The sequence below is a fragment of the Sphingomonas glacialis genome (assembly GCF_014653575.1).
GTDB classification, from domain to species: Bacteria; Pseudomonadota; Alphaproteobacteria; order Sphingomonadales; family Sphingomonadaceae; genus Sphingomonas; species Sphingomonas glacialis.
The window spans coordinates 563,105-576,701 of sequence record NZ_BNAQ01000003.1 but is presented as its reverse complement, the minus strand read 5'-3'; the positions used below and the strand labels follow the sequence as shown (position 1 = coordinate 576,701).

At 67.7% G+C, this 13,597-nt stretch carries 10 protein-coding genes; 4 read left to right on the top strand and 6 right to left on the bottom strand.

Annotated features, from left to right (window positions below):
- Positions 1 to 154: 154 nt before the first annotated feature.
- Together IE187_RS13435 and IE187_RS13430 are read right to left on the bottom strand one after the other, a co-directional pair.
- Complete coding sequence (locus tag IE187_RS13435) at positions 155 to 1,447, bottom strand: sigma-54-dependent transcriptional regulator (RefSeq protein ID WP_189676642.1); 1,293 nt, start codon at positions 1,445 to 1,447, stop codon at positions 155 to 157.
- Positions 1,444 to 3,201 carry a sensor histidine kinase gene (locus IE187_RS13430; RefSeq protein ID WP_189676641.1) on the bottom strand — a complete coding sequence of 586 codons (1,758 nt, stop codon included), beginning with the start codon at positions 3,199 to 3,201 and terminating at the stop codon, positions 1,444 to 1,446. The genes IE187_RS13435 and IE187_RS13430 overlap by 4 nt, the downstream gene beginning before the upstream one ends.
- A gap of 359 nt (positions 3,202 to 3,560) precedes the next feature.
- Here IE187_RS13430 and IE187_RS13425 point away from each other — a divergent pair, with 359 nt between their 5' ends.
- Together IE187_RS13425 and IE187_RS13420 are read left to right on the top strand one after the other, a co-directional pair.
- Positions 3,561 to 4,901, top strand: coding sequence for a dicarboxylate/amino acid:cation symporter (locus tag IE187_RS13425; RefSeq protein WP_438810930.1), 1,341 nt, complete (start codon positions 3,561 to 3,563; stop codon positions 4,899 to 4,901).
- A gap of 1 nt (position 4,902) precedes the next feature.
- On the top strand, positions 4,903 to 6,390 hold the full coding sequence (locus IE187_RS13420) for an alginate export family protein (protein WP_229839398.1): 1,488 nt from the start codon (positions 4,903 to 4,905) through the stop codon (positions 6,388 to 6,390).
- Here IE187_RS13420 and IE187_RS13415 read toward each other — a convergent pair.
- Positions 6,387 to 7,637 (bottom strand): arsenic transporter, encoded by a 1,251-nt coding sequence (locus IE187_RS13415; protein WP_189676640.1) that lies wholly within the window; start codon positions 7,635 to 7,637, stop codon positions 6,387 to 6,389. The two genes, IE187_RS13420 and IE187_RS13415, sit on opposite strands and share 4 nt — an antisense overlap.
- 747 nt (positions 7,638 to 8,384) lie before the next feature.
- On the opposite strand from IE187_RS13415, the gene IE187_RS13410 reads away from it, so the two are divergent.
- Entirely contained in the window at positions 8,385 to 9,143 is a 759-nt protein-coding gene (locus IE187_RS13410) for a FadR/GntR family transcriptional regulator (RefSeq protein ID WP_189676677.1), read from the top strand.
- 295 nt (positions 9,144 to 9,438) lie between these two features.
- On the opposite strand, the gene IE187_RS13405 is transcribed toward IE187_RS13410, so the two are convergent.
- The 3 genes from IE187_RS13405 to IE187_RS21620 form a co-directional block, all read right to left on the bottom strand.
- Positions 9,439 to 11,007, bottom strand: coding sequence for an alpha-N-arabinofuranosidase (locus IE187_RS13405; RefSeq protein WP_189676639.1), 1,569 nt, complete (start codon positions 11,005 to 11,007; stop codon positions 9,439 to 9,441).
- 252 nt (positions 11,008 to 11,259) lie between these two features.
- A complete protein-coding gene (locus IE187_RS13400; protein WP_189676638.1) occupies positions 11,260 to 11,523 on the bottom strand; it encodes a hypothetical protein in 264 nt (87 codons plus the stop codon).
- A gap of 25 nt (positions 11,524 to 11,548) precedes the next feature.
- Entirely contained in the window at positions 11,549 to 11,674 is a 126-nt protein-coding gene (locus IE187_RS21620) for a hypothetical protein (RefSeq protein ID WP_268249511.1), read from the bottom strand.
- Between the two features lie 36 nt (positions 11,675 to 11,710).
- On the opposite strand from IE187_RS21620, the gene htpG reads away from it, so the two are divergent.
- Positions 11,711 to 13,588, top strand: a complete 1,878-nt coding sequence (gene htpG / locus IE187_RS13395; RefSeq protein WP_189676637.1) for a molecular chaperone HtpG — start codon at positions 11,711 to 11,713, stop codon at positions 13,586 to 13,588.
- Positions 13,589 to 13,597: the final 9 nt, after the last annotated feature.

Here is a 13,597-nt window from a genome sequence, read left to right as displayed (position 1 = left end):
CCACGCCCTGATTCGGTCAAACCCTTTTTTGCACTTTTCTTGCAATCCCGCGTCAATCCCGCAGAAACGCTCGGGTTCGGCCTTGCTTCGCCACCCATCCGTCGCAGGACGACAGGCCACCCGCTGATTCGAACCGTACCCTCCCGGCCTCGAATCAGTTGCCGGACTGTCGCCGCAGGGCTCGCAGATCGATACCGAGCCGCTTCACCCGGTAGTAGAAGGTCTTGCGCGGCAGCTGCAGGCGCTCGATCGCGAGCGCGATCTCGCCATCGGAGGCCGTGACAGCATCGATGATCGCCGCGCGCTCGAACGCATCGAGCCGGGCCGGCAAGGGTGCCAGCGCCATGTCGGGTTCCCCCCCGCTTTCATCGAGGCCCAGACACATCCGCTCGGCGGTCTTCTCGAGTTCGAGGACGTTGCCCGCCCAGCTGTGTCCGACAAGGCGATAGGCATGATCCGCCACATGGGGCATCGCGCAGCCATGCGTCCGCGCTGCGCGGGCCAGGAAATGCGCGAACAGCAGTGGGATGTCGGCGCTGCGCTCGGCCAAGGGCGGCATGCGTAGTGGGACGCCAGCCAGCAAATGGAACAAGGCCGGCAACACGCGGTCGCGTTCGCCCGCCTGCACGGCGGCGATGATGCGGATATCGACCGGATCGGGATCGCGCGCCTCGAGCGCGACCGCCCGCGTCTCGGCGAGCCGGACGAGCCGGTTCTGGAAGTCGTCGCTCGCCCATTCGAGATTGTGCAGGAACAGCGTGCCCCGGTCGGCGCGCGCCACGACGCCGTTGCGCACGAACAGCTCGCGCTCGATCAGCGCGGGCGTCACCGTCGCACAGTCGATCTTGAGGAAGCGATGTCGCGCGCGCCGGCCTGCGCGGTGAACGAGCCGCGCGAAATGCTCCTTGCCGGTGCCGAGCTCCCCCTCGATCACGATATCGAGCGCGGCATCGGCCAGGACCGGAATCATCCCGCGCAGCCGGACGATCGCGGGCGTCGCGCCGATCAACGCATCCCCCGCTTCGGCATCGGCCGCGGCGCGGAGCTGCCGGTTCTCGAGGAACACCGCCCGCGCCTTCGCCGCGCGCGTCGCCGCCGCCAGCAACGCTTCGGGATCGAACGGCTTGGTCAGGAAATCCCATGCCCCTGCCTTGATCGCGCCGACAGCCATCTCGACGTCGCCATGCCCGGTGATCAGCACGACGGGCAATTCGGGATCGCGCGCGTTCAACACGCCGAACAGTTCGATCCCCGACATACCCGGCATCCGCACATCGGTGATGACGACGCCGGGATAGTCCGCGCCGATGGCCGCAAGCGCACTCGCCGCATCGGCGAAGGCGCGGACGCTGAATCCCTCGAGCTCGAGCAACTGCGTCGTCGCCGCGCGCAGATCGTCGTCGTCGTCGACCAGCGCGACCTCGAGCGGGGCGGAGGTCTCTCTCACGCGCGCCGCATCCCGATCTCGAAACGCGCCCCGCCCCCACGCCCGCCCTCGCCTTCACCCGGCAGCAGCCGAAGCGTTCCGCCGAGTTCGACCATGATGTCGTGCGCGATCACCAGCCCCAACCCCAATCCTTGCGGCCGCGACGTCACGAACGGGGTGAACAGGCGCTCCGCGATTTCGGCCGACACGCCCGGCCCGGTATCCGCGACGACCAGCCGGACGTGCGTGGCGTCGCTCGCCAGGGTCAGCGCGATCTGCCGTGTCTCGCACGCCGCAATCGCTTCCACCGCATTCTGCATCAGGATCACGAGCACTTGCTCGAGCCGGACCTTGCCGCCGATCACCGCGAGCTGCGGCGCGACCGTCGGGAGATCGAGCGTGACGCCGCGCAGCTGCTGCCTGAGGATCAGCAGCGCGCCGTCGATCACCTCGGCGATGTCGACCGGCCGCACCTCCCCGGTCTGGCGGCGCGCAAAGCCGCGGAGCTGCGCGGTGACCGCGCCGATCCGCTCCGCCAGCCCACCGATCCTGACGAAATTCTCGCGCGCCTCCGCCATCGCGCCGCGATCGAGCAAGGTCGCACCCGAGGCGGCATAAGTGCGGATCGCAGCGACCGGCTGCGCGGTCTCGTGCGCGACGCTCGCGGTGATCTGCCCCAGCGCGGCGAGCCGGTTGGCCTGGCGCAGCGCTTCGCGCAGTTCGGCGGCACGCGCTTCGCTTTCGGCGCGCTCGTCCATTTCGCGCCGCAGATCGGCGGTCTGCCGCGCGACCGCCCGTTCGAGCTCCTCGGTCCGGCGGCGCGACTGCGTCACGCGTTGGCGCCACGCCCAGGCAAGCGCGGCGAGCGCGATCGTGGCGAGCGCCGCGCTGACCGACGCGGCGCGCCGCGCGGCCGCCACCGCGGTCTCGATCGGCTGGAGCAGGAGCAATTGCCAGCCCGGCTGCGCGGTCACCACGGCGCGCGCGAGAAAGGTCGTGCCCAGCCCGACAAAGCGATCCTCGCCATCGACCGCCGCGACCGGCAAAGGCGCGAGTGCGGCTGGCGTGACGCGCGCCTCGCCGCGGAACTGCGCTTCGTCGCGCGCGGAGAGCGGCCGCGTTGCGGCGAAGCGCCAGGCCGGCCGGCTCGTCACCAGCACGACGCCGAGTGGGTTGCGGACGAGCGTGATCCCGCCGGCGCTCGCCCAGACGCGTTCGATCCGGTCGAACTCGAGCTTGATGACGATGACGCCGCGATTGGCGATTCGGCGCGAGAGATAGAGGCCGGGGTGCCCCGACACCGTCCCCAGCGCATATTGGCTCGCCTCGCCGCGCGCGAGCGCATCGCGGAAATACGGCCGGAAGCGATAGTCGGCGCCGACGAAGCTCTGCGCCGATCGCCAATTGCTCGCCGAGATCGTGATGCCATCCGAGCCGATCACATAGATGGCGGGCGCGCCCGTCACGCGCGACAGCGCTTCGAGCTTGATGTCGAGCGCACGCTTTGCCGCCGCACTCCCGCCGATCGCGGCGATCACGTCGCGATCGTCCGCCAGTGTCAGCGGGAGCAAGCGGAATCGCGCGAGTTCGCCGTTGAGCAGCGCGGCGCGGAGCCGGGCATCGCTCTCGACTTGCTGGTGCAGCGCCGTGACGACGCGCTGCTCGGCAAGACGCCCGGCGCCCCACGCCGCCGCGATCGCCAGAATCGCCGCGACGATCCCCCAGCGCACCCCGATCGACCGCCCGACCGCCGCCAGCGTTGTGCGCGCCGTCATCCGCCGGCCCGGCGGGCGCGCGCGGCACGATGGGGTAAGCTTCGAAGGGCAGCGCAGGTCATGGTCGATCGATCTGCCATAGCAAGCGGGCGATGGGACAACAGCTTCGACACGCCGCGGTTGCGAGCGTGGCGGTGCCAATGTGCAACTTTCGGCACAATGTCGCCAGCCTCTGTCCCGATTATTGCATATCGATCGGGCGTTCACAGCCATTCAGCCAGCGAAAAACGCCGATATCTTAGGGCCTTGTGCGAAAATAACGAATTGTGCGCCATCCGCAGTCGCCACCGCCGCACACTGTTCGCATAGTCAACCGCCCGTCAGAGGCGCTCCCCCTGGATGAGGACGAGAAGGCCGTGATCCCGATTTTGCAACACCCCGCCGCCGAGTTGACGGCTGCTACCCGCCGCCCCTGGTATCGCCACACCTACGCCCAGGTGCTGATTGCGATCGTCGCGGGCGTCCTGCTCGGGCATTTCTATCCGGCGACGGGTGAGTCGCTCCAGCCGCTCGCCGATGCCTTCATCAAGCTGGTCAAGATGATCATCGCGCCGGTGATCTTCCTGACGATCGTCACCGGCATCGCCGGGATGCGCGATCTCGGCTCGGTCGGGCGCGTCGTCGGCAAGGCGTTCGCCTATTTCTTCTTCTTCTCGACGCTCGCTTTGATCATCGGGTTGATCGTCGCCAATGTCGTCCGGCCGGGCGCGGGGCTCAATATCGATCCGACCACGCTCGATACGACCAAGGTCGCCGAATATGCCAGCAAGGCGCATGCGACGACGCTAGTCGGCTTCCTTACCGGGATCATCCCCAACACCTTCCTCTCGGCGCTGACCGAGGGCAACATCCTGCAGACGCTGTTCGTCGCGGTGCTGTTCGGCATCGGCCTGGCGATGATCGGCGATCGCGGGACGAAGCTGCTCGGCGCGCTTGAGGATATTTCGGTCGCGGTGTTCAAGGTCGTCGCGATCGTGATGAAGGCCGCGCCGATCGGCGCGTTCGGCGCGATGGCGTTCACCATCGGCAAATATGGCGCGGGGACGCTTGCCAATCTCGCGATGCTCGTCGGCACCTTCTATGCGACCTCTTTGCTGTTCGTCATCGTCGTGCTCGGGCTCGTCGCACGCTGGGCGGGGTTCTCGATCTTCAAGCTGATCGGCTATCTCAAGGACGAACTGCTGCTCGTGCTCGGCACGTCGAGTTCGGAAAGCGCGCTGCCGAGCCTGATCGAGAAGATGGAACGCGCCGGCTGTCCCAAATCGGTGGTCGGACTGGTCGTGCCGACCGGCTATTCGTTCAACCTCGACGGCACCAACATCTATATGACGCTCGCCGCGCTGTTCATCGCGCAGGCGTGCAACGTCGATCTGTCGCTTGGCCAGCAATTGCTGCTGCTCGGCGTGGCAATGCTGTCGTCGAAGGGCGCGGCGGGGGTGACGGGGGCTGGCTTCATCACGCTGGCCGCGACGCTGTCGATCGTGCCGAGCGTGCCGATCGCCGGGATGGCGCTGATCCTCGGGGTCGATCGCTTCATGAGCGAGTGCCGCAGCCTTACCAACTTCATCGGCAATGCGGTCGCGACCGTGGTGGTGTCGCGCTGGGAGGGCAAGCTCGACATGGAGCAGTTCCGCAGCGCGATCGCCGGGCGCAGCGTGCGCGTCGACGAGATGGCGGCCGACGCCGTTCCGGCCGAATAACATGCGCAAGCCGAACCCGATGCGCGCGCTGCGTGCCACCACCCCGCTTGCCCTGCTGCTTTCCACGCCAGCACTGGCGCAAGCGACCGCAGCGCCTGCCGCAAGCCCCGCCGCGACCGAATATCCCGCGGCGGCGGCGGGCGATGGCGCCACCACCAACGGCTATAATCTGTCGCGCTGGGCCGAGGATTGGCGCGTGCTGCGCGATCCCGCCAAGCGCGACGATCCGATCGATCGGATCAAGTTCATCTCGATCGCCGACGACGGGCAAGTCTATTTGACGCTTTCGGGCGAGGCGCGGTTGCGCATCAACATGACGAGCAACCCGAACTTGCGCGAGACGCCGCACCAGCGGCAAGACATCCGCCGGCTGACCGCAGGCGCCGATCTCCATCTCGGGCCGCATCTGCGCCTCTACGGCGAAGTCGCGCATGGCGGGATCGGCGGGCGTGAACTCGGCGCGCCCGCGGCGACGCTGCGCAACGCGCTGACGCTCCAGCAATATTTCGCCGAAGCGACCGCCGATGTCGGCGGCGTCGCGCTCGGGGCCCGCTATGGCCGCCAGGAATTCACCGACGGCCCCAATCTGCTCGTCTCGCAGCGCGACAACAACACGATCCGCTATACGCTCAACGGCATCCGCGCCTGGGCGCGCACCGGCCGCTTCCGCCTCGACGTGTTCGACCTCAAACCGACGGCGTACGGCGATCTCAGTGTCGAGGACGATATCAGCGATCCGGCGCGCCGCTTCTCGGGCGTGACGCTCGGCATGGTCGTCCCGACGCAGTGGTTCGGCGGGTCGAAGCTCTACGTCGATCCGTTCCTGTGGCGGCGGCGCAATTCGGTCGGCACCTGGGGCGGGCGGATCGGGCCGGGACGGCGCTTCTACGGCGGCGTGCACGTCTGGGGCGATGCCGGCCCCGTGACGATCGACTGGACGCTCAACCATCAATGGGGCAATTTCATCGAGCAGCGGATCGATGCGTGGCACGGCTTCTTCGCGCAGACCTATCGCCTCGGGAAAAGCCCCGCCGCGCCGCGGATCGGCTTCCATGCCGATTATGCGAGCGGCGGTGGCGGCTATGGCGGGCGCACGCTGCGCAACGCCTATGCGCCGTTCGGCAACAACGTCTATTACAGCTATCAATTGTCGCTCACGCCCTCGAACCTGATCGCGGTCGCGCCGACGGTGAGCTTCACGCCGGTCAAGAAGCTGCGCGTCAGTGCCGAATATCAGCTGACGTGGCGCGACGATGCGCGCGACGCGGTGTACCGTGCGAACGGCCAGCCGTTTGCGGGCACGCAGACCGTCGCCGACCGCAAGATCGGCAATGTCGCGCGCGTTCAGGCGGTCTGGTCGATCGCGTCGCGGCTGTCGTTCACCGGGCGTTACGAGCACCTTGCGGCAGGGCCATCACTGACGAAGGCCGGCTATGCCAGCTCGGACTTCCTCGCTGGCTGGCTGGCTGAGCTTCCGCTTCTGAGCTAGCCGATCAGCAGCCGCGCGCCGAGTGCGGCGGCGAGCGCGGGGGCCATCGTCACCGCGCCGACCTTGAGGAAGCGCCAGAAGCCGACATCCTCGCCCTCGCGGCGGATCGCCTGGAGCCACAGGATCGTCGCGAGCGACCCGGTGATCGACAGATTGGGGCCGAGATCGACCCCGATCAGCAGCGCATCGACGATCAGCCGCGGCGGATGGACTTGCGCCACCGCGGTGCTCGCCACCAAGCCGGCGGGAAGGTTGTTCATCAGGTTCGACGCGAAGGCGAGGATCGTGCCCGACAGCGCCGCACCCTGTACGGGGTTCGCCGCCGCCGCCTTCAGCGCTGCGGCGACCTGCGCGATCACGCCGGTGCGATCGAGCGCCTCGACCAGCACGAACAGCCCCGCGACGAGCGCGAGCACGCTCCACGACACCTGCCCCGCAAGCGCGAGCGGCGAGCTCTTCGCCAGGGCGCACACGCCGAGCGTCGTCGCGAGCCCGGCAAGGCAGGTCGGCAGGCCGAGCGACAGGTTGAACGCCGACATGCCGATCAGCGCGCCCGCGGTCGCGACGATCCCGGCGAGTGCCGCCTTGCCACCGGTCGAGAGCGGGGTGCGCTCGACATCGGATTCGCACGATCCAGCGAGGCTCTTGCGCTCGATCCAGCGGAGCGCCGCATAGGTCACGACGATCGCCGCGAGCGAGGGCAGCGCGAACGAGCCGAACCACTGGCCGAGCGGCGGCATCTTCCCACCATAGAGCACGAGGTTGGCGGGGTTTGAGATCGGCAGCACGAAGCTCGCCGCATTGGCGATCAGCGCGCACGCGAACAGCAGCGGCAACGGTTCGGCCTTGGCTTTGCGCGCCGCGGCATAAACCGCGGGGGTGAGCACGACCGCGGTCGCGTCGTTCGACAGGAAGGTCGTGGTGACGATCCCGGTGGCATAGACGAGCAGGAAAAGCCGTGCGGAAGAGCCCTTGGCGTTGATCGCCGCGGTCGCCGCGACCCAATCGAACAGCCCTTGCTCGCGCGCGGTTTCGCTGAGCAGCATCATGCCGATCAGGAACAGATAGACGTCGAGTCCCTTGCCGATCGCCGCGACTGCCGCCGGAACGGGCATCAGCCCGAACACGACGAGCAGCACCGCGCCGGCCACCGCCCAGATCGCCTCGGGCAAGCGGAACGGTCGCGCGATCACCGCGCCGGTGGCGGCAGCGCAAATGCCCCAGGTGGCGCCGTTCGCGAGGATCACCGACGCCGTCCATTCTTGTCGGGGCCAAGCTGCGTCCCGGCGTCCGCCACTCCCCTCGCCGTCATCATACGCTCCTGCTCACACGGACCGAGCGCCCGCCGGCGTCAGACCTGAAGTGTCCGAGCGTAACGCTACCGCCACCATCGAGCCTAAACAGCTCCCTTCGTTTTCAGTTCACTTGGATTAAGAACTTGCCGCAACTCGCCTTGAGCGCGGCGCGCCGCACAACCACATTCTGTTGTCGGACTATTGACCCAAGCCAGACTGCGTCACCCTTTTCTGCAGTCGGGTCCCGGAAGCGTCCCGTAACGCCGGTTGCACGATGCACCACGACGAGCCGCCACCACGCGCAGCGGTCTCGGGAGAGATGGGATGACCCGGCCAGGTGTCGATCGCCATTGCGCGCTCTTTGCTTCGGCGGCCGCTGAGGCAGGGCCTCCCTGCCCGTTCAGCGCCGCATCTTCCAGCGCCGCCGCGACCGGCCCGCGCGATGCAGGAAGCGGCACCACCCCCCGCAAACTGGCCCAAGGGGCCGATCGCGGTCGACCTCGGCGATTCCATGATCCGCCCGCGCCAGCTCTGGACGATCGCGCCTGCGCCCGGCAGCGGTGCGCGGGGCGCCGTTTTGACCGAAAGGCTGGATTATCCGTAAACATGCTGACACGATGCCGGACACGCTGTGATGGGCGCAGTTTCCGAAGCGCGCCGTCGCTGCTAGAGGGAAAGGCTGTGACGATTAAAGCCCCCATCATCGCGCCAGACGATGCCGACGCCGGAGACGGTTCCACCCCTCTGCCACGCCAGCCGCGCGGCAAGGGCAGACGCCTGCGCGGCGCCATTGCCCACAAGCTTGGCGTCGCGATCCTGTCGGGCGAATATGCCCCCGGCGAAACGCTGTCGAGCGAGACCGTCTTTGCCGAGACGCTCGACGTGTCGCGCAGCGCGTATCGCGAGGGGATCCAGGGGCTGATCGCCAAGGGCCTGGTCGAGAGCCGCCCCAAGACCGGCACGCGCGTCCTGCCGCGCGACCGCTGGAATCTGCTCGACCCCGACGTGCTCGCCTGGGCGTTTGCGGGCGAACCCGATCCGCAGCTGGTGCGCAGCCTGTTCGAGCTGCGGCTGATCATCGAGCCCGCCGCCGCCGGGATCGCCGCTGCCAAGCGCGACCGCGACGACATCAAGCGGATGAAGGACGCGCTTGCCGCGATGCGGCGCCATTCGCTCGCGACCGAGCCGGGCCGAACGGCCGATCGCCAGTTCCACGACGCGATCCTGCGCGCGACGCGCAACGATGCGCTGGTGGTGATGAGCGCCTCGATCGGCGCCGCAGTCGCCTGGACGACGCAGTTCAAGCAGCGGATGCGCGCGCTGCCGCGCAATCCGATCCCCGATCACGTGCTCGTCTATGACGCGATCGTCGCCGCCGATGTCGAGGGTGCGACCGCGGCGATGCGGCGGCTGGTCGAATTGGCGCTCGAGGACACGCAAAGCGTGATGGCAGTCTAACGCGCCATGCCGGACTTGATCCGGCATTCATGCGAGCCGGTCGAGCATGGCGGTCGTCTCGCATGGACCCCGGATCAAGTCTGGGGTGACGGCGCTCTGGGTATACGCGCGTTAGTGCGTCAGCGCGACACGTTGGCGCGGCCTGCAAACGTATGACCTGATTCGTGGTCGGCCGGGCTGCTATCGACTGCTACGCGCCGAAGGCATTGCGCAACAGTGGATCGTCGCGCGCACACCCGTCCCTTCGAGAACACGCGTCACCGCCGACCCAGCGCCGGTGACGCGCCGCTCCCGCTCAGCGCAAGTCGAGCACCACCACCGACTTAGCCGGGATCGTCGCGGTCAGCGTGCTGCCCGCGACCTGCGCCGCCGTGAACGCCACGGGCTTCACTGCATCGGGCTGCTCGAAGCTGTTATGCGCGTCCATCGTCGCGCCGGTGACGATCCGGCCCGTAACGCTGGTCGCGCTCACCCCAGCGAGCGCCATGGACAGCGGGATCGACCGATTGGGATCGAGATTGACCAGAGCGACATGCACCTGGCCCGCGGTATCGCGCACCGCCGATGCGCTGATCGCCGGCACCGCCACCGCATCCTTGTGATACCAGGGCGACGTGACCTCGATCGGCAAGGTCGTCGCGTCCATCCACGGCAGATAGAGGTCGAACACCCAATAGGTCGGCGTCTTGACCATCTTGGCGCCGTCGGTGAGCAGCATCGCCTGCAGCACGTTCACCATCTGCGCCACCGCTGCCATCTTCACGCGGTCGGCATGGTGCGCGAAGATGTTGAGATTGAGCCCGGCGACGACCGCATCGCGCACGCTGTTCTGCTGGACGAGGAAGCCGGGGTTGCTGCCCGGCGCCGGATCGTACCAGGTGCCCCATTCATCGACGACCAGCCAGACCTTCTTGGCGGGATCGTATTTGTCCATGATCGCCGAATGCTTGGTGACGAACTCCTCCATCTGGAGCGTGTGCGCCATCGTGCTCGCCCACTCGCTCTCGGGGAAGCCGAGCGCTGCGCCCTTGTCGTTCCAGTGCACGTCGCGCGGGCGCGTGTAATAATGCAGCGACAGGCCGTCGATATGCTTGCCCGACAGCCGCATCAGCGTGTCGGTCCATTCGTAGTTCGAATCGCTTGGGCCGCTGGCGATCTTGCGCATCTTGCCCGATCCCGATTTGGCGAAGGCGGCATAGCGGTTGGTCAGGTCGGCGGCATATTCGGCGCGCATGTTGCCGCCGCAACCCCACAATTCGTTGCCGATGCCGAGATAGGGCACCTTGAACGGCGCGGGATGCCCGTCCGCCGCGCGCTCCTTGGCGAGGCTCGAGCCATTGGGCGAGGTCATGTATTCGACCCACTGCGCGGTCTCGCTCGGCGGTGCGCTGCCGACATTGGCCGAGACATAGGCTTCGGCGCCGAGCCGCTCGAGAAAGCCCATGAACTCGGGCGTACCGAAGGCGTTGTCCTCGTCGACGCCGCCCCAATTGGTGTTGATCTTGACCGGACGCTTGCCGCGCGCGCCGACGCCGTCGCGCCAGTGATATTCGTCGGCGAAACAGCCCCCGGGCCAGCGCACCGTCGGCACCTTGATCGCGCGCAAGGCGTCGATCACGTCGCGGCGATAGCCATGGTCGTTGGGGATCTTCGAGCCTTCGCCGACCCAAATGCCGCCATAGATGCCGTGGCCGAGATGCTCGGCGAACTGGCCGAACACCTGGCGCGCCATCACCGGGCCGGGGCGGTCGGCATGGACCGTGGCGGACGCGGTGGCGTCGCTGGCGGCATCCTGGGCGACTGCCGCGGTCGACGCGAGCAGCACCGTGGCGAGCGAGAGCGCAAATCCGGCACGACGGGTCATCGGGGTTTCCTTCGCGGAGAGACGGGAGGGGTTGTCGGCGCGAGTCCGCACGGCGCGCGGTCGAGGGCTGGCACGGCGTCCAGCGACGGGCGCGTGCGCCGGTCGGATTCGGTCGTCGTCGTCGCCATGACCCGCATCCCCCTCCCCCCGGCACGGCCCGCGCGAGGCCTTGCATTTTCAATTATATTGTCTGACTATAATCGCAAAGCCGCGACGTCAACGTACGTCGAACGCTGCATCGCGATTGCGGCGCTACCCCCGCACCGCCCCCTCACGCCCGTCGATCACGCGGAAATGGCCGCTGCAATGCATCAAGCTGAGCAATTGGAGCATTCCGTCGACATAGCGCTGCTCGCCGGTCGGCACCGGCATATCCCACAGCGCCCGCAGAAACGCCTTCGCGTTCGGCCCCGGCGTGGCGGCGAAACCAGCCACCGCGGTCGCCGCAAGCGTGTCGCGATCGGCAAAGCGGTCGATCCCCTCCCCCGCGAGAAAGCCCTGGATCCGATCGCTCAACGCGCCCGAGCGCCTTATGGTGGCGCTAGCTGCAAATCCAGCGCGAGACGTTGGCGCGCAACCATCGGAACGCATTGCGGAAGTCGCGACGGGCGACATGCACGTCGCGGTCGGTCGGCGCGATCTTGAAACGCCTCGGCGCGACGTCCATGTCGCAGCCTTCATCAACCGGAGAGACCGTGGCCCCATGACGACGACCACCACCACCACCCCGCGTTCCTTCGAAGCCGATGTCGCCAAGCTGCTGCATATGATGGTGCACTCGGTCTATTCGGACAAAGACGTCTTCCTGCGCGAGCTCATCTCGAACGCCGCCGATGCGTGCGAGAAATTGCGCTACGAAGGGCTCAGCAACGCCGCCCTGCTCGGCGATGACGGCCAGCCGCGCATCACCGTCACGCTCGACGCCGAAGCGCGTCGCCTGACGATCGAGGATAACGGCATCGGCATGAGCGAGGACGAGCTCGGCGAAGCGCTCGGCACGATCGCGCGCTCGGGCACCAAGGCGTTCATGGATCGCATTGCGGGCGCAAAGGATGCCGAGGGCAGCCAGTTGATCGGCCAGTTCGGCGTCGGTTTCTATTCGGCGTTCATGGTCGCCGATCAGGTCGAAGTGGTCTCGCGCCGCGCTGGCGCCGAGACCGCGGCCTTGTGGTCGTCCGACGGCCAGGGCACCTATACGATCGAACCCGTCGACATCGCCCAAGCGCCTGCGCGCGGCACCCGCGTGCTGCTCCAGCTCAAGGACGACGCGACCAGCTATACCGACGCCTTCACGATCGAGCGGACGATCAAGGCGCAGTCGGGCCATGTCCCCGTGCCGATCTTCCTCAAGGACACACCCGACGCCGAGCCCAAGCAGATCGCCGACGGCGCCGCGCTCTGGACCAAGCCCAAGGCCGAGATCAGCCCCGAGGACTATACCGATTTCTACCGCAGCGTGGCGGGCCAGTTCGACGCGCCTGCGCTGACGCTGCATTACCGCGCCGAAGGCATGCACGAATATACCGTGCTCGCCTTCATCCCCGAGACCAAGCCGTTCGACCTGTTCGATCCCGACCGCGCCGGGCGGATGAAGCTCTATGTCCGCCGCGTCTTCATCACCGACGAGGCCGAAATCCTGCCGCGCTATCTGCGCTTCGTGCGCGGGCTCGTCGATTCGAGCGACCTGCCGCTCAACGTCTCGCGCGAGATGATCCAGGACAGCCCGGTGCTCGCCGCGATCCAGAAGGGCGTGTCGAACCGCGTGCTGAGCGAACTCGACAAGCTCGCGGCGAACGACACCGAGCGCTATCTCAAGCTGTGGGATACGTTCGGCGCGGTGCTCAAGGAAGGCCTGTACGAGGATTATGCGCGGCGCGAGACGCTGCTCGGCCTTGCACGTTTCAAGACGACCACTTCGAACGGCGAATGGCGTTCGCTCAAGGACTATGCCGCCGGCCTCAAGGACAACCAGACCGCGGTCTATTACGCGCTCGGGCCCGATCTCGACCGGCTCGCCTCGTCGCCGCAGCTCGAGGGGTTCCGCGCGCGCGGGATCGAGGTGCTGCTGCTCACCGATCATGTCGACAGCTTCTGGGCCGCCGCGGGCATGGATTTCGACGGCAAGCCGTTCAAGTCGGTGACACAGGGCCTTGCCGATCTCAGCCTGATCGCGCTTCCCGAAGGCACCGAGCCGACGCCGCCTGCATCGGAGACGGTCAACGACTTCATCGCCTTCGTGAAGACGACGCTCGGTGATGCAGTGTCCGACGTGCGCGTGTCCGAGCGCCTGACCGAAAGCGCGGTCTGCCTCGTCGCGCCCGATACCGGGATGGACCGCCAGCTCGAGAAGCTGCTGGCGGGCGCGGGCCGGCTCGAGACCGCCGCCAAGCCCGTGCTCGAGATCAACCCGCGCCATCCGCTGATCGAGCAGCTCGGCGCAGAGGGCGCCGATCCGGCGCTGCGCGAGGACGCCGCGCATCTGCTGTTCGACGAAGCGCGGATCGCCGATGGCGAGCTGCCGGTCGATCCGCGCGCGTTCTCGGCGCGGCTGACGCGCGTGCTCGGGCGCGGGCTCGGCTGAGCCCGCGCC